This window comes from Pseudogulbenkiania sp. FW507-F1 (assembly GCF_058781125.1).
Genome location: NZ_JBYSWM010000006.1, coordinates 50,523 through 75,164 on the forward strand (window position 1 = coordinate 50,523; position 24,642 = coordinate 75,164).

Sequence of the window (24,642 nt, forward strand, 5' to 3'; positions counted from 1 at the left end):
GGCCCATGGTTCGTCAGGGATGGGCGTACGGGACCGCCTTGGACCGGGGTTGCCAGGCTGGCGGGCATGAGGGTTCCGAGCAGGACTTCGCCTTGCATTCTGCGAGGCTGGGACTATAGTGAAAGTGCGCCCCAAGGTGGCCGGATTGATTTTAGCGGTGTGAGCAGCTAGGTCGGTGCCGGGACTGGAGGGGCGCTTATCATGTCTGCCGTTCCCCTTCGGGGAAACGGGAATGCCGCTCGGCGCCGCTCATCGCCAGCGCAGTATCGGCCACTGCAGCGATGGATAGCTCGGCAGGCCGTCGGCAAAGGGTGGCCAGTCCTCCCCCTGCAAGAGGGGGCGGAGGTAGTCGAGAAAGTCAGGGCTCACCGAGAAACCATCCGCTCCGATGTACGAGGCCGGCAGCAGGCGTTCGGCGTCGGCCACGTCGGCGAGCGCCACCGCGGCCATTTCCCAGTCCTCTTTTCCCCGTGCCGGATGTAGTCCCACCATCACTCCGCTTTGTCCCCGCAATGCCCATTCCAGCGCCGTGCGTCCGGCCGCTTGCGCCAGCCTGAGATCGAGCGCCGAAACGAGATGGCGTGCCGCGCGCTGCAGGCAATCCGCCACCGCGGCATGGACGTGCAGGCCGCGCTGCTGTGCCAGGTAGGACGCCACGCGCTGCGCGGCGCCGCCCAGTTGCTGGAACGGGGAGCCGGGGGTGTAAGGCTGTTCGGCCAGCAGCACGCCGTTGTCGTCGCGCACGCCTTCTGCGACGACCAGCACGGCATGGCCGTGCTGTCGCAGACAGGTGTCGAGGGCATCGAGCAGGCGTTTCGGCCGATATGGCACTTCGGGCAGCAACAGCAGGTGGGGGGCGTCGCCCGGGTGGCGTGCCGCGGCGGCGCAGCCGGCGGCGAGCCAGCCGGCGTTGCGGCCCATGGTTTCCAGCAGCATCACTCGCCCCGGCCCGAGGCTCGATACATCCAGTGCCAACTCGCGTACAGAGGCGGCCAGATACTTGGCCGCCGAAGGGTAGCCGGGGCTGAAATGGGTGGCGACAAGGTCGTTGTCGATGGTCTTGGGAATGCCGATGACCCGGAGCGGGTAGCCCAGGCGCTGGCCGAATTCGGTGAGCCGCAGCGCGGTGGCCATCGAGCCGTTGCCGCCGTTGAGCAATACCGTGCCGATGCCTGCCCCGCGCAGGACGTCGTGTAGCTGGTGCCAGGTCTCCGGTGCCGAGTCGTACGGGGGCAGCATCTCGCGGCTGGCGCCGAAGCAGGTGCCGGGCAGGGTGGAGAGCAGCTGCCATTGCCGTTGCGGTACCGCGTCCAGGTCGAGCAGTTCACCCTGGCGCAGCCCGGTCAGGCCGTGCCGGGCGGCACACAGCGACACGCCGGCGTGTCGGGCCGCTTCGATCACGCCCTGGGCCGAGGCGTTGACCACCGCCGTCGGCCCTCCTGATTGCAGATACAGCACGCGCGACGAGGTCAAGGCAGGCTCCCGATCGACGTGGGCCAGGTGCCATGGCCGCGACAGGGGCGGTTTTGCACTGGGCGCACTTCCGAGGCGGCGGATGCCACCTCTTTAATACCACTATAACAAACCGTGCCGCTCTTCCTCCGTCGTCTCCGGATGTTCCGACTGCCTGGGGCGGACGCTTATTTGCGCTGTGTTTGATCTGATACCGGTTGCGCTCGCGCCGCTTGACTACAGTAAAAGAGTTAAACCCTATGCTCAGGGGGGATTTTACGTGCGCGTGCTGCCCCGACACCTTGCCGCCCATACCTTCTACCATCTTGGCGAGCCGCTGGCCGGGCGTTGCTGCCGTGGGCTGGCCTGCTTTGCCGCACGCGCCGATGCGCCGGTGCGCTGGTCGGCGGCGCAGCGCGACAGGTCCCCCTTGTATTGTCTCGGCAAGTGTTACGCCGGCCCCAGCGCGGCCGACCACGATCCGCGTCCGCACGTCGAGGTGCACAGCCGCCAGGCGGTGTTACTCGGCAACGTGCTGACGGGCGGGGTACACCGTCTGGCCGACTACGTCACGCGCGGTGGCGGGACGGCGCGACAGCGTGCCATGGCCATGGCGCCGGAGAAACTGCGGCACGCCGTGGAGATGTCCGGGCTGCGCGGCCGCGGCGGCGCCGGCTTCCCGGCGGGGAGGAAATGGCAGGCGGTGGCTGCGCAGCCGGCCGATCGCAAGTATCTGGTGGTCAACGCCGACGAGGGCGACCCCGGCGCCTTCTCCGACCGCTTCCTGCTGGAGGATGATCCTTTCCGTGTGCTCGAGGCGATGATCATCGCCGCCCATGGCGTGGGTGCCGGGCAGGGCTATATCTATCTGCGCAAGGAGTATCCGCTGGCGGGCGCGAGGTTGGCCGAAGCCATCGAGCAGGCGCGCCGGGCCGGCTGGCTGGGGGAGCGCTTCGACGTCGAGCTGGTGATCGGGGCGGGCAGCTACCTGTGCGGCGAGGAGACCGCGCTGCTCAACGCGCTGGAGGGGCGCCGCCCCGAGGTGCGCCTGCGGCCGCCGCAGATCAGCGCATGTGGTTTGTTCGGCGCGCCGACGCTGCTGCACAACGTCGAGACCTTGTGCGCGTTGCCGTGGATCGTCGAGCACGGTGCCGTTGCTTACGCCGCGCTCGGTTTCTCGTTGAGCCGCGGCACCAAGCTGTTGTCGCTCAATTCGCTGTTCAGCCGGCCGGGGCTGTATGAGGTCGAGTTCGGGCTGCCCTTGTCCGAAGTGGTCGACAAACTGGGCGGCGGATTGCGCCGCGGCCGTCTCAAGGGGGTCATGGTGGGAGGCCCGCTGGCCGGCATCGTACCGCCGCGCCTGCTCGATACCCCGCTGGGCTACGAGGAAATGCAGGCCATCGGCTGTGCCGTGGGGCACGGCGGGGTGATCGCCTTTGCCGACGATACCCCGCTCGCCGCCATTCTGGCCGAGGTGTTTCGCTTTGGCGCCGGCGAATCGTGCGGCAAATGCACCCCGTGCCAGCGCGGCACGCCGCAGCTGGCGGCGATGTTCGAGGCGGCGATGGCGGGAGGACGCATCGAGCCGGGGCGTTGCGCCGACTTGCTCGACGCGCTCGGCGCCGCCAGCCTGTGCGGACACGGGCGCGGCCTGGCCGAGTTCGCCCGGGCCGTCCAGACCCATTTTCCCGAGGAGTGGAAGGCATGCTTCAGCTGACCATCGACGGCATCGTCCGGAGCGCCGAGCCGGGCCGGCTGCTCGACGTGTTGTTGCAGGGCGGGGCCGAGGTGCCGCATCTGTGCCACGACCCGCGGCTCACGCCGCACGGCGGCTGCCGGCTGTGCCTGGTGGAGGTCGACGGCGAGCCGCGGCCGGTGGCGAGCTGCGCCTGCCAGGCCGAGGATGGCATGGTGATCCGCACCGACACGCCAGCCCTGCGCGCCTTGCGCCGTACCCACTTGCAGCTGTTGGCCGAAAGCTATCCGCCGGCGGCCATGGAGGCCGAACCGCAGCACCCTCTGCATCGGCTGTTTGCGGCCTATGACGTGGAGCCGGGCGGGCAGCTGCGCGATGGCCTGTTTCTCGACGACTCGCATCCCTATATCGGCATCGACATGACGCGCTGTATCGACTGCCAGCGCTGCGTGCGCATCTGCGAGCAGCTGCAAGGGCAGTTCGTGTGGGAGGCGTGGCAGCGCGGTGCGGCGCTGCGCATCGCCCCGGCGCACGGTGCCACCCTGCTGGAAGGGGGCTGCGTCAGCTGCGGCGCCTGTGTCGACAGCTGCCCGAGCGGGGCGCTTTACGACAAGCGCGTGACGGTGGAGGTGGAGGGCTGGACGCGCACCACCTGTGTCTACTGCGCGGTGGGCTGCCAGATGGAGGTGGGGCGTCGCGGCGGGCGGGTGGTGGCGGTGCGCCCGGCGGCGAGCCCGGTCAACCGCGGCCACCTGTGCGTCAAGGGCCGCTATGCCTTCGAGTTCAACCACTCTCCCGAACGCATCACCTGGCCGATGATCCGCGACGGCGAGGGCTGGCGCCGGGTGAGCTGGGACGAGGCGCTCAACTTCACCGCCGCCAAGCTGCGCGCCATCGTCGCCGCGCATGGTGCGGACGCCATTGGCGTGCTGGGTTCGGCGCGCGCCACCAACGAGGAGAACTACCTGGCGCAGAAATTTGCCCGGGTAGTGCTCGGCACCAACAACGTCGACTGTTGCGCCCGCGTCTGCCACACCCCCAGCGCCAAGGCCTTGAAGACCATGCTCGGCACCGGCGCGGCGAGCAATGGCTTCGACGACATCGAACTGGCCGGGGCCTTCCTGATCTGCGGTGCCAACCCGACCGAGAACCACCCGGTGGTGGGGGCGCGCATCAAGCAGGCGGTGCTGAACGGTGCCAGACTGGTGGTGATCGACCCGCGCCGCACCGAGCTGGCCGGGCTGGCCGACGTGCACCTGGCACCGCGGCCGGGGTGCAACGTGCCGCTGTTCAATGCCATGGCGGCGACCCTGATCGAGGAAGACCTGCTCGACCAGGCCTTCATCGGCGAGCGGGTCGACGGGTTCGACGAGTTTGCCGATTTCATCGTCGACTATGCCCCGGAGCGGGTGGCGATGGAGTGCGGCGTGAGCGCCGCCGACATCCGTGCCGCCGCCCGGCTCTACGCTGCCGGCCGCCCGTCGATGTGCCTGCATGGTCTGGGCGTGACCGAGCACCTGCAGGGCACCGAGGGCGTGATGACGCTGATCAACCTGGCGCTGCTCACCGGCAACCTGGGGCGTCCCGGCGCCGGCATCAACCCCCTGCGCGGGCAGAACAACGTGCAGGGGGCGGCGCACATGGGCTGCGATCCGGCGACGCTGCCCGGCGGGCACTCTTTCAAGGAGGCCGGGGCGCGCTGCGCCTCGGCCTGGGGTGCCCCGCTGCCGGAACGCCATGGCCGCAACCTGCTGCAGATGGTGGACGCCGCTGCCGCCGGCGAGCTGAAGGCGATGTGGGCCTTCGGCTACGACATCTACCTGTCGCTGGCCAACGTCGGCGAGACCTCCCGGGCGCTGTCCGAGCTGGAGCTGGTGATCGTGCAGGACCTGTTCCTCAACGAAACCGCCAAGGCCTTCGGCAGCGTGTTCCTGCCGGCCGCGTCGTTCTTCGAGCGCGACGGCACCTTCATGAATTCGGACCGACGCGTGCAGCGCATCCGCCAGGTGGTGCCGGCGCCGGGTGAAGCCCGGCCTGACTGGTGGATCATCCAGCAGCTGGCGGCGCGGCTGGGGCGAGCCGAGGGGTTCGATTTTGCCGGTCCGCAGGCGATCTGGGACGAGGTGCGTGCGTTGTGGCCGGAGGGGGCCGGACTCAGTTACGCCCGCCTGGAACACGAAAGCCTGCACTGGCCCTGCCCGGATGAGCAACATCCGGGCACCCCGGTGCTGTATCAGTCGAGCTTCCCGGTCGGCCAGCGCGCCATGCTGGCAGCCATAGCCTACCTGCCGACACCGGAACAGACCGACGCCGACTACCCGCTGCTGCTGCTCACCGGGCGCACGCTCTACCAGTTCAACGCCGGCACGATGAGCAACCGCACCCCCGATACGGTGCTGCGCCCGGCCGACACGCTGGACATGGCGCCGGCCGACGCCTCGCGCCTGGGACTGGCCGACGCCGCGCCGGTGCGCGTGACCAGCCGCTACGGCGAGGTGGTGCTGCCGCTGCGCATCAGCCGCCAGGTACAGCCGGGGCAGGTGTTCGCCACCTTCCACCGCAGCGAGCCGCTGGTGAACCGGCTGACCTCGTCGATTCGCGATCTGCAGGTGCAGGCGCCGGAGTACAAGGTGACCGCGGTGCGGGTAACGGCCGCATCGGCCTGAGTGAAAGGGAGGGCACTGATGGCGCTATACGGATTCGATGCCTTCTCGCCGGCCGAGATCGCCGAACGGGTGGAAACGATCGGCGTGGCCAAGGCGCAGCTGCCGCTGCGGCAGATGGCGCTGCTGGGCGTGCTGGCCGGTGCCTTCATCGGCCTGGGGGCGCTTTACTTCGTGCTGGTGACCAGCGACCCCTCCCTGGGGTTCGCCGCCAGCCGCGTGCTGGGCGGGCTGGTGTTTTCGCTCGGCTTGTTGCTGGTGGTGGTGGCCGGGGCGGAGCTTTTCACCGGCAACAACCTGCTCGCCATGGCCTGGGCCGATGGCCGCATCGGCACCGGCCTGTTGCTGCGGAACTGGCTGGTGGTGTGCCTGGCCAATTTCGTCGGCGCCGCCGGCTTGGCGCTGATGGTGTGGTTGTCGGGGCACCCGGCCCTGAACCACGGACTGGTGGCGGAGCAGGTGGTGCGGCTGGCCGCCGCCAAGTGCTCGGCGCCGCTGGCCACGCTGTTCTGGCGCGGAGCGCTGTGCAACGTGCTGGTGTGCCTGGCGGTGTGGATGGCGATGGCCGGGCGCAGCGTCACCGACAAGATGGTGGCGGTGGTGTTTCCGATCTCGGCCTTCGTCGCCGCCGGCTTCGAGCACAGCATCGCCAACATGTACCTGATCCCGCTGGCGATGCTGCTCAAGGATGGTGTCGCCGGCCCGATTCCGTTCGCCGATACCATCGGCTGGGGCGGTCTGTTGCGCAACCTGTTGCCGGTGATCGCCGGCAATCTGCTGGGAGGCAGCGTGCTGGTGGCGCTGGTGTATTACCTGATCTACCGACGCGGGGCCGCCGTGGCGGCGCCCGTTGCGGCGGAAAACGGGAGCGAGTGATGCGTATCACCTTTCTGGGGGCGGTTGGCACCGTCACCGGCAGCAAGTTTCTGGTGGAGCACGGCGGTTCGCGCGTGCTGGTGGATTGCGGTTTGTTCCAGGGCTTCAAGCAGTTGCGCCTGCGCAACTGGGCGCGGCTGCCGTTCGAGCCGGCCCGCCTCGACGCCGTGGTGTTGACGCATGCCCACCTCGACCACAGCGGCTACCTGCCGCTGCTGGTGCGCGAAGGGTTTGCCGGCCCGGTGTACGCCAGCGAGGCGAGCTGCGCGCTGGCGGAGATACTGCTGCCGGACAGCGGCCACTTGCAGGAGGAAGAGGCCGAGTACGCCAACCGCCACGGCTTTTCCAAGCACCATCCGGCACTGCCGCTCTATACCCTGGCCGACGCCGAGCGCTCGCTGAAGGCCCTGCAGATGCTGCCCTGGCATCAGCCCCGGCAGGTGGCGAAGGGGATCACGGTAACGCTCTACCCGGCCGGGCACATTCTCGGCGCCGCCATGGTGGAAATCAGCGCCGGTGGTGTGACGCTGCTGTGTTCCGGCGACCTGGGGCGACCGCACGATCCGATCATGGTGCCGCCCGAGCGCATCGCCCGGGCCGACTATCTGCTGGTGGAGTCGACCTATGGCGACCGTCGCCACCCGCCGGAAGATACCGCCAAGGTGCTGGCCGAGATCATCCGGCGCACCACGGCGCGCCATGGCATCACGCTGATCCCGTCCTTCGCGGTGGGGCGCACCCAGTCGCTGATGTATTACCTGTACCGTCTGAAGCAGTCCGGAGCGATTCCGGCCGACCTGCCGGTGTTCCTCAACAGCCCGATGGCCACCGATGCCACCGAGCTCTACCATCGCTTCCGCCGCGAGCATCGGCTCAGCCCGGCGGAGTGCGAGGGCATGTGCCGCGTGGCGCATATCGTGCGTACGGTGGAGGAGTCCAAGAGCCTCAACGAACGGCACGAGCCCGCCATCATCATTTCGGCCAGCGGCATGGCCACCGGCGGCCGGGTGCTGCACCACCTCAAGGCGTTCGCACCCTACGCCCGCAACACCATCCTGTTCTCCGGTTTCCAGGCAGGCGGCACGCGCGGGGCGGCGATCGTCGGCGGGGCGGAATCGGTACGCATCCACGGCGAGGAAGTGCCGATCCGTGCCGAGGTGGTGATGCTGGAGAACCTCTCGGCACACGCCGATGCCAGTGAAATCCTGGCGTGGCTGGATGGCTTCGAGAGCGCGCCACGGCATACCTTCGTGGTGCACGGCGAACCGGTGGCAGCGGACACGCTGCGGCGCCGTATCGCCACCGAGCTGCGTTGGCCCTGTTCGGTGCCGGAGCACGGCATGACGCAGCAGCTGGATTGAGGGCGGCGTCGGGCGTGCCGTCCATTGCGCCCGCGCCCCGCCTGAGAAACCATCGATGATGCGCCCTGGTGCCGCTCAGCTGCCGGGTTCGGCGTCGGGCGCGCTGTTCTTGCGGTTGCGGCGCGGCGCGGACGGCTTGGCCGGTGCGCGCTGCAGGCGGCTCAGGCGACGCCGGATTTCGTCCGAGTCCATCCAGACATCCGCCCCCTTGAGCACCTTGTCGACCTCCGCCGTGCTGAGGAAGGGCTGGCAGATGCGCTGCATGACCTTTTCGAACCAGCTGCTCACCGCCTGGATCTGTGCCTGCTGCTCGGTTCCCCGGCCGGCGAAGGTGCCCGAGTAGATGTGGAACATCAGCTGGCAGTTGTCCTGCACTTCCAGTTCGTCTCCGGCCAGGAAAATCAGCGCGCCCATCGAGTAGGCGCGCGCCTCGAGTACGGTGATGACGTGGGCGCAGGAGGACTGCATGTTGTTGATGATCTGCATGCCGGTGTCGAAGTCACCGCCGGTGGTGTTGAGGTGCAGGTAGATGATGTCGGTCTCGCTGGCGCTGCGCAGGGTGTAGAACAGATTGGTGTAGAAGTGCGAGGCCTGGATTTCGCCGCACAGGTAGAAGGAAATCTCGCTCAGCTGCGAGCGTATTTCGTAGCGTGACAGTCCCTGGAACACCGGGGGCTCGGGCTGGTCCTCGCCCGGCTCGCCCTGGGCGCTGATGGTCGGTTTGGTCATGGTACCTCCACGGTGCTGGCCATGATTCCATCTTAGAGCCCATTTCCGCAGGCGACCACGCCTTCGCGCCGGGCGCGCCGTCGGTCTTCCCCTTTTCTGCCCGGGCCGCCAAGGCTCGCCGCGTCCGCTGTTGCTGAAGTTCTTCCCTGGTCGCTGTGATGGGCTTGTTGCGTGCCTTGTCCCGCCTTGCCGCAACCATTCCGTTAGCGGTTGCGTAGTAGTTTTACTACAAATATACTCGATTGGAGTTGTGTCCATTCCCTTTCGTGTCTGAGAGTGCAGGCTGTATGGCTTGATGGCCTCAAGACGGCACTGTCGCGATGGGTTTTTTCTCTTAATGGACTGATGTTGAAGGATTTGTTGAGGTTTTTGGTACGGATGTCAGCTGTGTGGAACAGGGCTGGGTGATGTCTGTTGACAGTTAATGTGAAATCGATTTCAATGTAGTTCTACTACATAAGGACAAGGAGGAGTGAGTATGGGTACATGTAGCGAACGCCAGAGCCGTGGCACCAAGATCATCGCCACGCTGGGGCCGGCCAGCAGCACCGTGGATACCATCGCCGCCCTGCACCAGGCTGGCGCCGACGTGTTCCGCCTCAACTTCAGCCACGGTGCGCACGAAGACCACGCCGCCCGGCTCGCCGCCATCCGCCAGGTGGAGCACCTGGCCGGCCGCCCCATCGGCGTGCTGCTCGACCTGCAGGGCCCCAAGCTGCGGGTGTGGAGCTTCGCCGACGGCCAGGCCGAACTCGTCGCCGGCCAGCGCTTTGCCTTCGACCGCAACCCGGAGCCGGGCAACCATGAGCGCGTCTGCCTGCCTCACCCCGAAATCTTCTCTGCCGTCTCGCCGGGCGACCAGCTCTTGGTCGACGACGGTCGCCTGCGTTTCCGCGTCGTGTCCGTCACGCCCGATGTCATCGAGGCTGAAGTGGTGGCGGGCGGCCTCATCTCCGACCGCAAGGGTGTCAACGTGCCGGACGCCGCGCTGGCGGTGTCGGCGCTGTCGATCAAGGACCGCCGCGACCTCGAGTTCGGTCTGGAACTGGGGGTGGACTGGGTGGCGCTGTCCTTCGTGCAGCGCCCGGAAGACGTGCTGGAAGTGCGCGAGCTGATCGGTGGCCGCGCCAAGCTGATGGCCAAGATCGAGAAGCCGCTGGCGGTGCAGAACCTCGAGGCCATCATCGAGGTGGCTGACGCCATCATGGTGGCGCGCGGCGACCTCGGCGTGGAACTGCCGCCGGAAGAGGTGCCGTCGATCCAGAAGCGCATCGTGCGGTTGTGCCGCGAGGCCGGCAAGCCGGTGGTGGTCGCCACCCAGATGCTGGAGTCGATGATCAAGGCGCCGGCGCCGACCCGCGCCGAGGCCTCCGACGTTGCCACCGCGGTGTACGACGGCGTCGACGCCGTGATGCTGTCGGCGGAGTCCGCCGCCGGCCACTACCCGGTCGAAGCGGTCTCGATGATGCAGCGCATCATCCACCACACCGAGGGCGACCCGCTGCAGCGCCAGCTGATGCAGGCGGTGACCACGCGCCACCAGGCCAACTCCACCGACGCCATCGGCGCGGCGATCCACAGCGTGGCCGGGGTGCTGCCGGTGGGCGCCACCATCACCTACACCACCTCGGGCGCCACCGCCTTCCGCGTCGCGCATGAACGCCCGGCCTCGCCGATCCTGAGCCTGACGCCGAACCGCACCGTGGCGCGCCAGCTGGCGCTGCTGTGGGGGGTGACCTCGTACGCCACCGAGGACGCCAAGAACGTCGAGGACATGGTGGAAAAGGCCAGCGCCGCCGCCAAGAACACCGGCTACTACCAGCCGGGCCGGCCGCTGATCGTGGTGGCGGGCATCCCGTTCGGCACGCCGGGTTCGACCAACCTGTTGCGCGTGGTCTGGCCGGAATAAGCGCGAAGACGGATCGCGGCTGAGCCCCGACCGCTCAGAACCTGCTCGCGACAGATCGTGAGCAGGTTCTCACACACTGCACACACAAAGGACATCGAGAGTGAACACCATCGAACAACTGCACGCCCTGTTCCCCGCCGAGAGCGCCGTTCCGGCCGACTGCCAGATTCTCGCCCCGCTGCACCAGCGCACGCTGCTGGTGAACGGCCAGCTCAAGATGTGGCACGGCGAGACGCGCGCCGTGCTGTCGCCGGTCTACACCCGCCAGGACAACGGCGAGCTGGCCCGCGTCGAGCTCGGTAGCATCCCGGTCACCGGCAAGGAAGAGGCCGACGAAGCGCTGGCCGCCGCGGTGGCCGCCTACGACAACGGCCGCGGCGCCTGGCCGACCATGTCGGTGGCGGAGCGCATCGGCTGCGTCGAGGAATTCACGCGCCAGATCCTGGCCAAGCGCCGCGAGATCGTGAACCTGATCATGTGGGAGATCGGCAAGAGCCTGCCCGACTCCGAGAAGGAATTCGACCGCACCATCGTCTACATCAAGGACACCATCGACGCGCTGAAGAAGCTCGACAACGACAACTCGCGCTTCCAGATCGTCGACGGCACCATCGGCCAGATCCGCCGCTCGCCGCTCGGCATCACGCTCTGCCTCGGGCCGTACAACTACCCGATGAACGAGACCTTCACCACGCTGATCCCGGCCTTGATCATGGGCAACGTGGTGCTGTTGAAGCCGCCGAAGTTCGGCACGCTGCTGTACTACCCGATGCTGGAGGCGTTCCGCAGCGCCTTCCCGGCCGGCGTGATCAACACGGTCTACGGCAAGGGTTCGGAGCTGGTGCCCTACCTGATGAACAGCGGCAAGATCAACGTGCTGGCCCTGATCGGCTCCAGCCGCGTCGCCGACCAGTTGAAGAAGGCGCACCCGAAATCGAACCGCCTGCGCGCGGTGCTGGGGCTCGACGCCAAGAACGCCGCCATCATCCTGCCGGACGCCGACCTCGACCTCGCGGTGAAGGAATGCATCGCCGGCTCGCTGTCGTTCAACGGTCAGCGCTGTACCGCGATCAAGATGATCCTGGTGCACCAGTCCATCGCCGAGGCCTTCCTGCGCCGTTTCAGCGAGGCGGTGAACGCGCTCAAGGTGGGCATGCCATGGGAGAAGGGCGTGATGGTGACGCCGCTGCCGGACCAGGAGAAGTGCCGCTACCTGACCGAATGCGTCGAGGATGCCAAGGCCCAGGGCGCGCGCGTGATCAACGAAGGCGGCGGCAGCGTGGCCGAGACGCTGTTCCACCCTGCGGTGGTGTTCCCGGTCAAGGAAGGCATGAAGTTGTACCGCGAGGAGCAGTTCGGCCCGGTGATCCCGGTGGCGCCGTTCGAGGATATCGAGGACGCGCTGGACTACGTGATCAGCTCGGACTACGGCCAGCAGGTGAGCCTGTTCGGCAGCAACCCGCACCAGATCGCCGAGCTGGTCGACCCGCTGGTGAACCAGGTCTGCCGCGTCAACATCAACTGCCAGTGCCAGCGCGGCCCGGACGTGTTCCCGTTCGCCGGGCGCAAGGACTCGGCGGAGGGCACGCTGTCGGTGCACGACGCGCTGCGCGCGTTCTCGATCCGCTCGATGGTGGCGGCGAAAGAGACCGAGGCGAGCAAGAAGCTGCTGGACGCGATCGTGCTGTCGAACGAGAGTAATTTCATCAATACGCGCTTCATTCTCTAAGCCGTATGAGACCACTCTCCAGGTTGGCCGAAGCCCGCCTGGAGGGCCTTTTTCCGCAACCCTGCCCAGACGGCAGGGTTTCTGTTTTTGCAAGGACTCGCCCATGCCCCATCCCTTTCGCGTCGGCCTGGTCGGCTACGGCAGCGCCGCCAAGACCTTTCACGCTCCGCTGATTGCCGCCACTCCCGGCCTCGAGCTGGTCGCCGTCGCCAGCCGCCGGCCGGATCAGGTGCGCGCCGAGCGTCCGTCGCTCGACGTTGAAGCCACCCCCGAGGCCTTGTTCGCGCGCGCCGACATCGACCTCGTCGTCATCCCGACTCCGAACGAGACCCACCATGCGCTGGCGCGCGCCGCGCTGTTGGCGGGCAAGCACGTGGTGGTGGACAAGCCGTTCACCGTCACCGTGGCCGAGGGCTGCGAGCTGGAGGCCCTGGCGCGGGATACCGGGCGCGTGCTGTCGGTGTTCCACAACCGGCGCTGGGACGCCGACTTCCTGACGCTGAAGGCGCTGCTCGACGAGGGCCGGCTGGGCCGCGTGGTGCAGTTCGAGTCGCACTTCGACCGCTACCGCCTGGAGGTGCCGCAGCGCTGGCGCGAGAGCGCGGCGAGCGCCGGCTCCGGGCTGTGGTACGACCTGGGGCCGCACCTGGTGGACCAGGCGCTGCAGTTGTTCGGCCAACCTTTGGGCATCGCGCTGACGCGCGCCACGCTGCGCGACGGCGCCGAGGTGGACGACTACTTCCACGCCCTGCTGCGCTACGAGCGCCTGCAGGTGATCCTGCACGCCAGCACGCTGACCGCCGAGCCGGGGGCGCGTTTCGCCGTGCACGGCACCGCGGCGAGCTACCTCAAGCACGGGCTGGACGAGCAGGAAGCCGCGCTCAAGGCCGGCCGGTTTCCGTCCGCCGCCGACTGGGGCCGCGACGAGCGCGACGGCATCCTCACGGTATGGCGTGACGGTCAACCCGGTCACGAGCGCGTGCCGACGCGGCACGGCGACTACCCGGCCTACTACGCGGCGCTACGCGACGCGATCCTGCATGGCACCGCCAACCCGGTGCCGGCGGGTGATGCCATCGCCGTGATGCGCGTGATCGAGGCCGGCTGCCGGAGCGCCGCCGAGGGGAGGGAAGTGCCGTTCGCCGCCGAGGAGGCCGTCGCATGAGTCAGTTTGATGTCGACGCCGATCTCGCCCGCGTCGCGCTGCAGGAGCAGCGGTTGCAGTTCGGCCATTTCGACCACGCCAGCGCCTGGGAGCTGGGCTGCCGCCTGAAGGCCGCCGCCGAGGCGCGCCACGCCGCGCTGGCGCTCGAGATCCGCCTCGCCGGCGAGACCGTGTTCCTGCACACGATGGCGGGGACCACGCCGCTCAACGCCGACTGGGCGCGGCGCAAGCGCAACCTAGTCGAGCTGACGCACAAGAGCTCCTACGCCGTGGGGCTCGCGCTGCAGCGCGACGGCCAGACGCTGGAAGCCAAGCTGGGTCTTGCCACGCGCGACTACGCCGCGCACGGCGGCAGCTTCCCGTTGCGACTGACGGGCAGCGGCTGCATCGGCGCCGTCACCGTGTCCGGCCTGCCGCAGCGCGAGGACCACGCGCTGATCGTCGCGGTGCTGGCGGACTATCTCGGCCAGCCGCTGGCCGAACTGGCGCTGGAGTGAAACCCAAGCAAAAAGCCCGTCTGTGCGACGGGCTTTTTGCTGGCTGACGCTGGCTCAGGCTTCCTGCGGCTGCGCCTGGCTGGGCTTCACCGGCGCCGGGGCAGGGGCCGGCTCGGCGCCGTTGACCTGGCGGTAGAACGCGATCAGCTTGGCGGTCGAACTGTCGTGCTGGGCCGGGCCGCGCTTGCCGGCGAGCTCGGCGTGAATGGTCTTGGCGAGCTGCTTGCCCAGTTCCACCCCCCACTGGTCGAAGCTGTTGATGCCCCAGATCGCGCCCTGCACGAAGATCTTGTGCTCGTAGAGCGCGATCAGCGCGCCGAGGTGGCGCGGATCGAGCCGGCTCATCAGCAGGGTGTTGGTGGGGCGGTTGCCGCCGAACACCTTGTGCGGCACCAGCTTTTCCAGCGCCTCGCCCTCGAGCCCCTGCGCCGTCAGCTCGGCGCGCACCTCGTCGGCGGTCTTGCCGCGCATGAAGGCCTCGGCCTGGGCGAACAGGTTGGCGAGCAGGATCTCGTGGTGGCCGGGCAGCGAGCTGCAGTTCTCCAGCGAGGCGATCAGGTCGATCGGTGAGGTATGGGTGCCCTGGTGCAACAGCTGGAAGAAGGCGTGCTGGCCGTTGATGCCGGTCTCGCCCCAGATGATCGGTGCGGTCTCGAAATCCACCGGCTGGCCGTCGCGCAGGGTCTGCTTGCCATTGGACTCCATATCAAGCTGCTGGATAAAGGCAGGCAGGCGGTGCAGGTATTGGTCGTACGGGGCGATGACGTGGCTGCCGCCGCCATAGAAGTTGATGTACCAGATGCCGATCAGCGCCAGGATTACCGGCATGTTGGCGGCCAGCGGCGCGTTGCGGAAATGCTGGTCCATGCCGTGCGCGCCTTCCAGCAACTCGAGGAAGCTCTCCTCGCCCAGGTAGAGCATGATCGGCAGGCCGATCGCCGACCACAGGCTGAAGCGACCGCCCACCCAGTCCCAGAACTCGAACATATTGGCCGGGTCGATGCCGAACTCGGCCACCGCCTGCTTGTTGGTGGAGACCGCGACGAAGTGCTTGGCCACCGCCTTCTCGTCACGCGCGCGGGCAACGAACCATTCGCGCGCGGTCAGGGCGTTGGTCAGGGTTTCCTGCGTGGTGAAGGTCTTCGACTCGATCACGAACAGCGTGGTCTCGGGGTGCACGCGTTTGAGCGTTTCCTTGAGCTGCGAGCTGTCGACGTTGGAGACGAAGTGCATGTTCATGCGCGGATGCGCGTACGGGCGCAGCGCCTGGCACACCATGAGCGGGCCGAGGTCTGAGCCGCCGATGCCGATGTTGACGATGTCGGTGATCGGTTGGCGCGTGTAGCCCAGCCACTCGCCGGAGCGCACGGCGTGGGCGAAGCGGCCCATGCGCTCCAGCACGCGGTTGACCTTGGGCATGACGTCTTCGCCGTCGACCAGGATCGGGGTGTCGGCGCGGTTGCGCAGCGCCACGTGCAGCACGGCGCGGCTCTCTGTGACGTTGATCTTGTCGCCGTGGAACATGGCCTCGATCTGCTCCGGCAGGCCGGCTTCTTCGGCCAACTGCAACAGCAGGGTCAGGGTCTGGTCGCTGATGCGGTTCTTGGAGTAGTCGAGCGTCAGCCCTTCGGCTTGCAGCCAGTAGCGTTCGGCGCGCTCGGGATCGGCGGCGAACAGCTCGCGCATGTGCCAGTCGCGCGCGCGCGAAAAGTGGTTCCACAGGGTGCGCCAGGCCGGCAGTTGGGTGAGCTTGCTCACGGTACGCTCCTTGAATTTGGACGTTTCGACACGAGTCGGATAAACAGGGTCTGACAACCCGGGCCGGCGCTCGCGCCGCCCCGGGTTTTCGCGGTTTTAGAAGCCGTGGTGCAGGCCGATCACCAGCTCGCTGCTGGCGCGGTCATCGCTGCTGACCTTGCTGCGCAGGTATTCCGCCAGCAGGGCGGTGCGCTTGGAGAGGTCGTAGCTGGTGCCCAGCACGAACTCGTTGCGGCGCTTGTCGCTGACGTACTGGTAGTTGTCGGTGCGCAGCACCGAAGCGCGCAGCGCCAGACGGTCCGGCTTGTACTCGGCCAGCAGCATCAGGCTCTTCATGGCGACCGGATCGGCCGGCACAACGAAGGACGTGCTGCTGCCGGTGAGCGCCCCCGGCGTGGTGGCCGAGAGCCGGGAATGGTTGTATTCCGCCGCCAGCGTCAGCCCCTGCAGCGGGGTGACCTTGCCGGCCGCCACCCAGTCGTCGGCATGGCCGACGTTGACGTAGGGGGCCGAGGCGTTGTTGACCAGGTCTTGGCGCTGATAGCCGGCGTGCAGGCCGTAACTGGCGCCCTCGAAGTTGGCGCCCAGCGCCCAGGCGTTGCCGGCGGCGCTGCCCGAGCCCTTCTCGCCGGCCGCCCAGCTGGCGGCGGCGTTGAACTGGCCGAACTTGGGCGTCTCGTACTTGACCGCGCCTTTCGAGTTGCCGGCGTCGCTCAGCCCCAGCACGCCGCCGACGCCGCGGTCCGGCCCGTGGTCGCCCAGGTCGAAGAAGTTGGCCTTCCAGTAACCCTCGCCGTAGGCGTCGATGCCGTGCCCCAGCTTGACCGCGCCGAAGCCGCCCGACAGGCCGACGAAGGTGTCGCCGGACGCGAAGGTATCACCGGCCTGGCCGCCGTCGAGGTGCACGTTGTTGTTCATCTGCCAGATGGCCTTGAGGCCGTCGCCGAGGTCCTCGCTGCCGACGAAGTCGATTTCGGAACCGAAGTCCTTGACGCCGTTGACATGGGTGCCGTCGACGTTGCTCTTGCGCTGCACGCCGGCTTCCATCTTGCCGATGATGCTGACGTCCGCCAGCGCGGCGCCGGAAAACAGCGACAGCACGGCAGAAACCAGCGCGACGTTTTTCACGTTCATGGTTTTGGTTTTCATCTTTCTCCTCTGCTCTTATTAGAAAAGGCACTGCATACGATGGGTTCTCACCCGTCGCTTCTTCGAACCTGTTTACGAGCTGCTTCGCTTCGGCGATACGGCGTTAAAACCGCCTTCGGAATGCTCATTTACCGCTTGTAAACTCTGCTTCCTCAGCCGTTTTTGCCTTGTCTCGCTCTAGCTCGCGAGATCGTGAACAGGTTCTTCTTTGCCAGACTGACGAACAGGCTCTTTGCGGCCATTCGGTCAGTGGGGCGTTCACACTTCCGGCACGGCCAGCCCCAGCGCCAGGCTGATCTGGCGCGCCACGCCGGCCTCGTCGTGGTGGCCGGCCTCGGCCACCTCGGGCAGCAGCGCGGACAGGCGCGGGCTGGCGTTGGCCATGCGGAACGGATGGCCGACGCTTTGCAGCATCTCGACGTCGTTGAGACCGTCGCCGAACGCGGCGCAGTGCTCCGGCGCCACGTCCAAGCGTGCCAGCAGGCGCGTCAGCGCGCGGCCCTTGCTGACGCCGGGGGCCATCACTTCCAGGTAGTCGGGGCGCGAGTAGGTCAGCGCCAGCGCGCTGCCGAAACGCTGGCGGATTGCCGCCTCGATCTCGGCCAGGCGTGTCGGCGGCGCGGTGTACATCAGCTTCGCCACGCCCTCGCCGGAGTGTTGCGACAGGTCGTCGCACTGCTTGGAAAAGCCGGTCTCGGCGTCGCGGTGGACGTAGCCGTCGTGCAGGCAGCACAGCCCGCCCTCGTCCAGGTACAGGCTGAGGCGGGTGCCGTGCGCTAGGTCCGGCTGCAGCAGCGCGCGCACGTGCTCAGCCGGCACGTCGTCGGCGTGGAGCAGGGCGCCGTCGCTGCCGTGCACGCGCGCGCCGTTCGAGGTGATCAGGCTGATCGGCAGTTCCAGTCCGTCGATCAGGCCCCGCACGTCGAGCACGTGGCGGCCGGTGGCGATGATCAGGTGCACGCCGCGCGCGGCGGCGGCGCGCAGGGTGGCGGCGGTGAACGGCGTGATGGTCTCGCGGGCATCCAGCAGGGTGCCGTCGAGATCGGAGGCGATCGCAGCGTACATGGCGGTTCTCACAGGGCTAGGTCGGGGTGGGGCGAGGCGTGCGGAGCCTCGCTTCGGCTCAACAGCGCGTCCACTTCGGCGCGGCTGGGCGGGTGGGCGCCGGCGCGCTGGCAGGCGGCGGCCGCGGTGGCGGCGGCGAAGGGTAGCGCGTCCGCCGTGGCGGGCTTATCCAGTGTGGCCACGATCCAGCCCGCCAGGCTGGCGTCGCCGGCGCCGACGGTATCGGCCACCGTTACCTTGACGGCCGGCTGGTGCTTCGCCTGCTGCGCGGTGAGCAGGCGCAGGCCCTGGGCGCCCTCGGTGTAGAGGATGCGCAACGTGGGGTTCCAGTCGAGCAGGGTGGCGAGCGCGGCCTCGGTGGAGCAGTCGGGCAGCAGCCGCGCCAGGTCCTCGTCGGATACCTTGACGTCGCTGGCGAGGCGGATCATTTCCTCGAAGGTGGCGCGGTAAGCGTCGTCCATCAGGTTGCGCCAGTTGGGGTCGAAGGTGATGCGCTTGCCGGCGGCGCGCGCGGCGCGGGCGACCTCCAGTAGCCGGCCCGCCAGCGGCGCGCGCGCCAGGCTGATGGAGCCGAAGTGGACCACCTCGGCCGCCTCCAGCCAGCCCGGCGGCAGGCGCGCGGGGTCGAACGCCAGGTCGGCCGAATCGCCGCCGGCGAAGAAGTAGCGCGGCGGATGCTGCGACGGCACCAGCGCCAGGAACGGCGGCTTGGCGGCGCGCTGCAGAAAGCGCGCATCGAGCCCGATGGCCAGGGTCGCTTCGGCCAACTCGTCGCCCAGGTCGTCCTCGCTCACCGCGCCGGCGAAGGCCGCCGGCACGCCCAGGGCGGCGATGGCGCGCGCCACGTTCCAGCAGGCGCCGCCGACGCGGCTCGCCCAGACGCCGGGGGCGGTTTGCAGAAAGTCGGTGAGCGCCTCACCGAACACGACCACGCGGGGCAGTGGCTTCGTCATATCCTTACTCCACATCGAATCAGTTGAGGCCGCTTTGTTTCTGGCGCCACTTGTCCAGCATCACCGCCAGCACGATCACCGCGCCCTTGGCCACGTACTGCCAGAACGACGACACGCCGAGGATGGTCAGGCCGTTGTTCATCACGCCGATGATCAGCGCGCCGACCACGGTGCCCCAGATCGAGCCGACCCCGCCCATCAGGCTGGTGCCGCCCAGCACCACGGCGGCGATGGCGTCCAGCTCGTAACCTGTGCCCCAGTTGCCGTTGGCGCCGTACAGGCGGCTGGCCGACATGGCGCCCGCGAGACCCGCGAACAGGCCGCTGATCGAATACACGAACAGCAGCACCCGGTTCACCTTGATGCCGGTGAGCCGCGCCGCCTGCGGGTTGCCGCCCACGGCGTAGATGTGCAGGCCGAGCACGGTGCGCTTGAGGACGAACCACGAGGCCACCACCACGGCGGCGGCGAGCCAGACCAGCCAGGGGATGGCGAACAGGTTGCCGTTGCCGATCCACTCGAAGCTCGGGATGTCGCTGTTGAGCACCGTAGTGCCGTCGGCGAACAGGTAGGCCGCGCCGCGCAGCGCGGTCATGGTGCCCAGCGTCACCACGAAGGGGTTGATGCCGAGCATGGCCACCATCGAGCCGTTGAGCACGCCCATTGCCAGGCCGGCCACGATGAAGGCGGGCAGGGCCAGCAGCGGGGCGTGGCCGGGCAGCGAGGTGAGCATGCCCAGCACCGCCGCCACCGCCAGCATCGAGCCCACCGACAAGTCGATGCCGGCGGTGAGGATGACGAAGGTCATGCCCGAGGCCAGCACCAGGTTGATCGAGGTCTGGCGCAGGATGTTGAGGCTGTTGTCCACCGTGATGAAGTTGGTGCTGCCGTCCTCGCTGAAGTGCAGCGTGAGCAGATAGAAGGCGGCGTACAGCACGACCAGTACCGGCAGCATGCCGACCTTGCTGTAGAGCCGGCCCAGGCTGAAGCCGGCCGGTTTCGGCGCGGCGAGCAGGCCGGCCGGGGAATTCGGGCTCGAAGTAGTCATCGCTTGTCTCCTTGATGTGTCTTGTCTGTCAGGCCGCCTCGTGGGTGGCGAGCGTCATGATGGCTTCCTGGGTCACGGCCTCGCCCGCGAGTTCGCCGGCGAGACTGCCTTCGCGCATCACCAGTACGCGGTGGCACAGCCCGATCACTTCGGGCAGCTCGCTGGAGATGCAGATCACCGCCACGCCCTGCGCCGCGAGTTCGTGGACGATGCGGTAGATCTCCACCTTGGCGCCGATGTCGACGCCGCGCGTGGGCTCGTCGAGGATCAGCACCTTGGGCTTGATCGCCAGCCAGCGCGCCAGGAGCAGCTTCTGCTGGTTGCCGCCGGAGAGCCCGCCGACGATGCCCTCGGTGCCGGAGACTTTCACCGCGAGCCGGTCGATGGCCTGCTGCGTCAGCTTCTTCAGCGCCGGGTGGTCGAGCACGCCGGCGCGCGCGTGGCGCCCCAGCACGTTCATGGTGGTGTTGGCGGTGGCCGAGAGCTGCAGGAACAGGCCCTGGCCCTTGCGGTCTTCCGGCAGGTAGCCGATGCCGAGGCGAATGGCGTCGAGCGGCTCGCGGATGGCCACCTCGCGCCCGTCGAGCAGGATGCGCCCGCTGGTCCTGGCGTCGGCGCCGAAGATCAGGCGCGCGAGCTCGGTGCGCCCGGCGCCGACCAGCCCGGCCAGTCCCAGTACCTCGCCGGCGCGCACCTTGAGCGAGGCCGGGCGCACCCGGTGGCTGCCCAGGTCCTGCACCTCGAGCCGCACCGGCCCTGCGCCGACCTCGCTCTTGTGCTGGTAGAAGTCGTCGAGCGGCCGCCCGACCATCATCTGCACCACCTTCTGCGGGGTGCTCTCGGCGCGCGTCATGCTGCCGACGTAGCAGCCGTCGCGCAGCACGGCGATGCGGTCGGCCAGGCGGTTGACCTCTTCCATGCGGTGGCTGATGTAGATCAGCGCGATGCCGTCGTCGCGCAGCTGGTGGATCACCTCGAACAGCCGCTCGCTTTCGCGGTCGGACAGCGCGGCGGTGGGCTCGTCCAGGATCAGCACGCGGCTGTCGTGGATCAGGGCGCGGGCGATTTCCACCTGCTGCTGGTCGGCGATACCCAGGCGGTGTGCCGGGGTGGTGGCCGAAAAGCGCGCGCCCAGCCGCGCCAGCACTTCCTCGGCGCGGCGGTTCATGGCCTCGTGATCGATGCGGCCGAAGCGGGCGCGCGGCTCGGCGCCCATGAAGATGTTCTCGGCCACGGTGAGGTTGGGCGCGACCGCCAGTTCCTGGTAGATCAGGTTGATGCCGGCGGCGCGCGCGTCGGCGGGCGAGGCGATGCGCACCGGCTTGCCGTCCAGCCGGATTTCGCCCTCGTCCGGCTGGTAGACGCCGGACAGAATCTTCATCAGCGTGCTCTTGCCGGCGCCGTTCTCGCCCATCAGCGCCAGCACCTCGTGGCGGTAGGCGGTGAGCCGGACCTGGTCCAGCGCCTTGTTGGCGCCGAAGCGCTTGCCGATGCCCATCATTTCCAATGCGATCGAGCTCATGACGACTCCTGTTCATCCCGCGGGATGACGGCGAAGGGGATGGCTCCCCTCCGCGTTGCTCGGGGCCGGTTCACGCCACGGCGGGCAGGCCGCCGCGGCGCGTGCCGGGGCTCAGTGCTGGGTCCAGCCGGTGTAGCTGGCGACGTTGGCCTTGGTCACGGCCGGGGTCGGCAGCAGGACCTGGCTCTTGGCCGGGCGCTTGCCGTTGAGGATGTCGTAGCCGATCTGCACCGCCATGGTGGCCATGGTGTACGGGTTCTGCGCGGCCGAAACGGCGAACAGGCTCTTCTTGTCCTTGAGTGCCTTCTCGGCGTCCGGGGCGCCGTCCACGGCGGCGATCAGCTTCACGTCGCTGCGGCCGGCCTGTTTCACCGCCAGCTCGGCGCCGATGCCGGTCGGGTCGTTGATGGCGAACACGGCGTCGATCTTCTTGTGCGCGGTCAGCAGGTTGGCCATGGTTTCCATGCCGCCGTCGCGGCTGCCGTGGGCGTCCTGGTTGTCCGACAGCAGCTTGATGCCCGGGTAGTTGCCGAGCACCTTCTTGCAGCCGGCCACGCGCGCGCTGACGGCGGTCACCGGCGGGCCGTTGACGATCACCACGTTGCCCTTGCCGCCCAGCTGTTGCGCCATGAACTTGCAGGATTCCGCGCCGGCCATGGCGTTGTCGGACATCACCGTGGCGTCGGCGCCGACCCCGCCCACCTCCACCGCTACCACGGCGATGCCGGCGGCGCGGGCCTTCTTCAGCACCGGCTCGATGCCCATGGGGTCGGAGGCGTTGACCAGGATCACGTCCACCTTGTTGGCGATGAAGTTCTCGATCTGGCCGACCTGGGTGTTGAGGTCGTACTTGCTGGAAACGGTGGTGACCTTGACGCCGGGGCCGCCGATCTTCTTGGCGGCATCCTCGGCACCCTTGCCGATGGCGACGAAGAACGGGTTGGCGAGGTCGCCCACGGCGACGCCGACCGATTTCAGCGGACGGGCGGCGAAGGAGGGGGCGGCGAGGCCGGCCAGTACGGCGGCGGTCAGGACGGTGTAGCGAAGGTTCATGGTGTGTCTCCGTGTCGTGTGTTGTGTGTGGTGCTACAGCTGAACGTACTTTTGCTACAAGGTGATGGCGTCAGCGCGCCGCGTGGTTGGCGCGTCGGCTGGGTTTTTTGGGCGAAGCTCACCCCCTGGCGCCCGCGTGGGTGCCATGTCGATGCGAAATCAATGTAGTTTGACTACAACGTTGGCCGAAAAAAAAGGCCGCAGCCAAGTCCCGCCACCCGCGGCCCGGCTGGGCCGGGTCGGGAGGGCGGGGCGGTCGAGTTGACCGGGTCAGGCTTGCAGCGGTTTTTTCAGCAGGCGCAGCAGTACCGCGGTGGTGACGGTGCCGGCCACCAGCGCCACCAGGTACATGCCCAGGTGGCTCACGGCGTTGGGGATCGGCAGCACGAAGATGCCGCCGTGCGGGACCTTGAGCTCGGCGCCGGAGGACATCGAGATCGCCCCGGTCAGGGCCGAGCCGGCGATCAGGGCCGGGATCACGCGCAGCGGGTCGCGCGCCGCGAACGGGATGGCGCCTTCGGTGATGAAGGAGATGCCGAGCACGCCGGCGGCCTTGCCGGCTTCGTGTTCGTCGGCGGTGAAGCGGTCACGGAACAGCATGGTGGCCAGCGCGATGCCCAGCGGCGGGGTCATGCCGGCGGCCATCACCGCGGCCATCGGGGTGTACACCTGGCTCGCGATCAGGCCGGTGCTGAAGGCGTAGGCCGCCTTGTTGAGCGGGCCGCCCATGTCGAACGCCATCATCGCGCCCAGCAGTGCGCCCAGCAGCAGCGCGCTGCTGCCCTGCATGCCCTTGAGCCACTCGGTGAGCACGGCGAGAGCGGACGCCACCGGGTTGCCCACCACGTAGATCATCAGCAGGCCGACCAAGAGCGAGCCCAGCACCGGCAGGATCAGCACCGGCTTGAGGCCGTCGAGGTTGCGGCCGAGCTTGATGTGGCGGTTGAGCCAGTCGGTGCCGTAGCCGGCGATGAAGCCGGCGATGATGCCGCCGAGGAAGCCCGAACCGAGGCTCGCGGCCAGCATGCCGCCCACCATGCCTGGGGTGATGCCGGGGCGGTCGGCGATGGAGTAGGAGATGTAGCCCGCCAGCGCCGGCACCATCAGCGCGAACGCCGACTTGGCGCCGATCTGGAACAAGGCCCAGGCCAGCGTGCCCTTGTGGGCATCGTCGAAGGCGTAGATGCCGCCCAGTGCGAAGGCGATGGCGATCAGGATGCCGCCCGCCACCACGAACGGCAGCATGAACGATACCCCGGTCATCAGGTGCTTGTAGGCGCCGGTGCGCTGGGCCTTGGCGGCCTCGGCCGGCGCGGCCTGGGCGGTGCTGCCGGCGGCCTTGGCCGAGGCGTGCTCGGTGGCCTCGGCGATGGCGCGCTTCACCAGCGCGGCGCCGTCGTGGATGGCGGCCTTGGTGCTGCTCTGGAACAGGCGCTTGCCGGCGAAGCGGCTGGTGTCGACCTGGGTGTCGGCGGCGATGATGACGAGGTCGGCGCGGCGGATCTCGTCCTCGCTCAGGGTGTTCTGCGCCCCGACCGAGCCCTGGGTCTCGACCTTGACGTGGTGGCCCAGCTGTTTCGCCCCCTGGGTTAGGCCCTCGGCCGCCATGAAGGTGTGGGCGATGCCGGTGGGGCAGGAGGTGATGGCGACGATCTCGAGCGCGGCGCTGGCGGCTTGCGCGGGGGCGGCCGGCTCGGTGCGTTGCGGCGCGGCGGAATCCTGCAGCGCGCTGGCGATGACGCCGTCGGCGTCGGCCAGCACCGCTTCCAGCGTGGCGACGTGGCAGCCGCGCAGGGCGAAGCGCTCGGACTCGGCTTCGCCTTCGCCGACCAGCACGATGGCGTCGGCGCGCTGGATCAGTTCGTCGGATAGGCGCGCCTGCACGCCGTGCGTGCTGCGCGTTTCCACTTCGATGCGGTGGCCCAGACGCTCGGCGCCGTGGCGCAGCGCCTCGCCGGCGAGCAGGGTGTGGGTGGTGCGTTCGGGGCAGGATACCACTGCCAGTAGGTGTGCCATC

18 protein-coding genes are annotated in these 24,642 nt (G+C 68.4%); 8 read left to right on the forward strand and 10 right to left on the reverse strand.

Features of this window, described 5'->3' with window-relative positions:
- Nucleotides 1-249: 249 nt before the first annotated feature.
- Nucleotides 250-1,473, reverse strand: a complete 1,224-nt coding sequence (locus AC3WG5_RS05440) for a diphosphate--fructose-6-phosphate 1-phosphotransferase (protein ID WP_492568071.1) — start codon at nucleotides 1,471-1,473, stop codon at nucleotides 250-252.
- Nucleotides 1,474-1,738: 265 nt separating this feature from the next.
- On the opposite strand from AC3WG5_RS05440, the gene AC3WG5_RS05445 reads away from it, so the two are divergent.
- Genes AC3WG5_RS05445 through AC3WG5_RS05460 form a run of 4 tightly spaced genes read left to right on the forward strand, consistent with a single transcriptional unit; the run spans nucleotide 1,739 to nucleotide 8,048 of the window.
- Nucleotides 1,739-3,169: a complex I 51 kDa subunit family protein gene (locus AC3WG5_RS05445; RefSeq protein WP_492568072.1), complete on the forward strand. Its 1,431-nt coding sequence runs from the start codon at nucleotides 1,739-1,741 to the stop codon at nucleotides 3,167-3,169.
- A complete protein-coding gene (gene fdhF, locus AC3WG5_RS05450) occupies nucleotides 3,157-5,814 on the forward strand; it encodes a formate dehydrogenase subunit alpha (RefSeq protein ID WP_492568073.1) in 2,658 nt (885 codons plus the stop codon). The genes AC3WG5_RS05445 and fdhF overlap by 13 nt, the downstream gene beginning before the upstream one ends.
- Nucleotides 5,815-5,832: 18 nt before the next feature.
- The gene (locus AC3WG5_RS05455) at nucleotides 5,833-6,687 is read left to right on the forward strand and encodes a formate/nitrite transporter family protein (protein WP_492568074.1); all 855 of its coding nucleotides are present in this window, start codon (nucleotides 5,833-5,835) and stop codon (nucleotides 6,685-6,687) included.
- Nucleotides 6,687-8,048 carry an MBL fold metallo-hydrolase RNA specificity domain-containing protein gene (locus tag AC3WG5_RS05460; RefSeq protein WP_492568075.1) on the forward strand — a complete coding sequence of 454 codons (1,362 nt, stop codon included), beginning with the start codon at nucleotides 6,687-6,689 and terminating at the stop codon, nucleotides 8,046-8,048. Before AC3WG5_RS05455 ends, AC3WG5_RS05460 begins: the two co-directional genes overlap by 1 nt.
- 75 nt (nucleotides 8,049-8,123) lie before the next feature.
- Here AC3WG5_RS05460 and AC3WG5_RS05465 read toward each other — a convergent pair whose 3' ends face one another.
- A complete protein-coding gene (locus AC3WG5_RS05465) occupies nucleotides 8,124-8,777 on the reverse strand; it encodes a Clp protease ClpP (RefSeq protein WP_492568076.1) in 654 nt (217 codons plus the stop codon).
- Nucleotides 8,778-9,255: 478 nt separating this feature from the next.
- On the opposite strand from AC3WG5_RS05465, the gene pyk reads away from it, so the two are divergent.
- From pyk to AC3WG5_RS05485, 4 genes are all read left to right on the forward strand, one after another.
- Nucleotides 9,256-10,686 (forward strand): pyruvate kinase, encoded by a 1,431-nt coding sequence (gene pyk / locus AC3WG5_RS05470; protein WP_492568077.1) that lies wholly within the window; start codon nucleotides 9,256-9,258, stop codon nucleotides 10,684-10,686.
- A 100-nt stretch (nucleotides 10,687-10,786) separates the two neighbouring features.
- Nucleotides 10,787-12,415, forward strand: a complete 1,629-nt coding sequence (locus AC3WG5_RS05475; RefSeq protein ID WP_008955222.1) for an NADP-dependent glyceraldehyde-3-phosphate dehydrogenase — start codon at nucleotides 10,787-10,789, stop codon at nucleotides 12,413-12,415.
- A gap of 103 nt (nucleotides 12,416-12,518) precedes the next feature.
- A complete protein-coding gene (locus AC3WG5_RS05480) occupies nucleotides 12,519-13,580 on the forward strand; it encodes an oxidoreductase (RefSeq protein ID WP_492568078.1) in 1,062 nt (353 codons plus the stop codon).
- Complete coding sequence (locus AC3WG5_RS05485; RefSeq protein WP_492568079.1) at nucleotides 13,577-14,077, forward strand: heme-degrading domain-containing protein; 501 nt, start codon at nucleotides 13,577-13,579, stop codon at nucleotides 14,075-14,077. Before AC3WG5_RS05480 ends, AC3WG5_RS05485 begins: the two co-directional genes overlap by 4 nt.
- Before the next feature lie 54 nt (nucleotides 14,078-14,131).
- On the opposite strand, the gene pgi is transcribed toward AC3WG5_RS05485, so the two are convergent.
- The 8 genes from pgi to AC3WG5_RS05525 all read right to left on the reverse strand — a co-directional run bounded on the left by pgi (nucleotide 14,132) and on the right by AC3WG5_RS05525 (nucleotide 24,641).
- The gene (gene pgi / locus AC3WG5_RS05490) at nucleotides 14,132-15,835 is read right to left on the reverse strand and encodes a glucose-6-phosphate isomerase (protein WP_492568080.1); all 1,704 of its coding nucleotides are present in this window, start codon (nucleotides 15,833-15,835) and stop codon (nucleotides 14,132-14,134) included.
- Nucleotides 15,836-15,931: 96 nt separating this feature from the next.
- Nucleotides 15,932-16,984 (reverse strand): porin, encoded by a 1,053-nt coding sequence (locus tag AC3WG5_RS05495; RefSeq protein ID WP_008955218.1) that lies wholly within the window; start codon nucleotides 16,982-16,984, stop codon nucleotides 15,932-15,934.
- A 258-nt stretch (nucleotides 16,985-17,242) separates the two neighbouring features.
- On the reverse strand, nucleotides 17,243-18,049 hold the full coding sequence (locus AC3WG5_RS05500) for an HAD family hydrolase (protein WP_492568081.1): 807 nt from the start codon (nucleotides 18,047-18,049) through the stop codon (nucleotides 17,243-17,245).
- An 8-nt stretch (nucleotides 18,050-18,057) separates the two neighbouring features.
- Nucleotides 18,058-19,002, reverse strand: coding sequence for a carbohydrate kinase family protein (locus AC3WG5_RS05505; RefSeq protein ID WP_492568082.1), 945 nt, complete (start codon nucleotides 19,000-19,002; stop codon nucleotides 18,058-18,060).
- A gap of 19 nt (nucleotides 19,003-19,021) precedes the next feature.
- Nucleotides 19,022-20,050: an ABC transporter permease subunit gene (locus AC3WG5_RS05510; RefSeq protein ID WP_492568083.1), complete on the reverse strand. Its 1,029-nt coding sequence runs from the start codon at nucleotides 20,048-20,050 to the stop codon at nucleotides 19,022-19,024.
- 28 nt (nucleotides 20,051-20,078) lie between these two features.
- Nucleotides 20,079-21,572, reverse strand: coding sequence for a sugar ABC transporter ATP-binding protein (locus AC3WG5_RS05515; protein ID WP_492568084.1), 1,494 nt, complete (start codon nucleotides 21,570-21,572; stop codon nucleotides 20,079-20,081).
- 111 nt (nucleotides 21,573-21,683) lie between these two features.
- The gene (locus tag AC3WG5_RS05520; RefSeq protein ID WP_492568085.1) at nucleotides 21,684-22,625 is read right to left on the reverse strand and encodes an ABC transporter substrate-binding protein; all 942 of its coding nucleotides are present in this window, start codon (nucleotides 22,623-22,625) and stop codon (nucleotides 21,684-21,686) included.
- 270 nt (nucleotides 22,626-22,895) lie between these two features.
- Nucleotides 22,896-24,641 (reverse strand): PTS fructose-like transporter subunit IIB, encoded by a 1,746-nt coding sequence (locus AC3WG5_RS05525; protein WP_492568086.1) that lies wholly within the window; start codon nucleotides 24,639-24,641, stop codon nucleotides 22,896-22,898.
- Nucleotide 24,642 lies beyond the last annotated feature (1 nt).

What these genes read in the sequence shown, in the direction of transcription:
- fdhF (WP_492568073.1), top strand. Translation starts at nt 3,157, where the DNA reads ATGCTTCAGCTGACCATCGACGGCATCGTCCGGAGCGCCGAGCCGGGC.
- AC3WG5_RS05455 (WP_492568074.1), top strand. Translation starts at nt 5,833, where the DNA reads ATGGCGCTATACGGATTCGATGCCTTCTCGCCGGCCGAGATCGCCGAA.
- AC3WG5_RS05460 (WP_492568075.1), top strand. Translation starts at nt 6,687, where the DNA reads ATGCGTATCACCTTTCTGGGGGCGGTTGGCACCGTCACCGGCAGCAAG.
- AC3WG5_RS05465 (WP_492568076.1), bottom strand. Translation starts at nt 8,777, where the DNA reads ATGACCAAACCGACCATCAGCGCCCAGGGCGAGCCGGGCGAGGACCAG.
- pyk (WP_492568077.1), top strand. Translation starts at nt 9,256, where the DNA reads ATGGGTACATGTAGCGAACGCCAGAGCCGTGGCACCAAGATCATCGCC.
- AC3WG5_RS05480 (WP_492568078.1), top strand. Translation starts at nt 12,519, where the DNA reads ATGCCCCATCCCTTTCGCGTCGGCCTGGTCGGCTACGGCAGCGCCGCC.
- AC3WG5_RS05485 (WP_492568079.1), top strand. Translation starts at nt 13,577, where the DNA reads ATGAGTCAGTTTGATGTCGACGCCGATCTCGCCCGCGTCGCGCTGCAG.
- AC3WG5_RS05495 (WP_008955218.1), bottom strand. Translation starts at nt 16,984, where the DNA reads ATGAAAACCAAAACCATGAACGTGAAAAACGTCGCGCTGGTTTCTGCC.
- AC3WG5_RS05500 (WP_492568081.1), bottom strand. Translation starts at nt 18,049, where the DNA reads ATGTACGCTGCGATCGCCTCCGATCTCGACGGCACCCTGCTGGATGCC.
- AC3WG5_RS05505 (WP_492568082.1), bottom strand. Translation starts at nt 19,002, where the DNA reads ATGACGAAGCCACTGCCCCGCGTGGTCGTGTTCGGTGAGGCGCTCACC.
- AC3WG5_RS05510 (WP_492568083.1), bottom strand. Translation starts at nt 20,050, where the DNA reads ATGACTACTTCGAGCCCGAATTCCCCGGCCGGCCTGCTCGCCGCGCCG.
- AC3WG5_RS05515 (WP_492568084.1), bottom strand. Translation starts at nt 21,572, where the DNA reads ATGAGCTCGATCGCATTGGAAATGATGGGCATCGGCAAGCGCTTCGGC.
- AC3WG5_RS05520 (WP_492568085.1), bottom strand. Translation starts at nt 22,625, where the DNA reads ATGAACCTTCGCTACACCGTCCTGACCGCCGCCGTACTGGCCGGCCTC.
- AC3WG5_RS05525 (WP_492568086.1), bottom strand. Translation starts at nt 24,641, where the DNA reads ATGGCACACCTACTGGCAGTGGTATCCTGCCCCGAACGCACCACCCAC.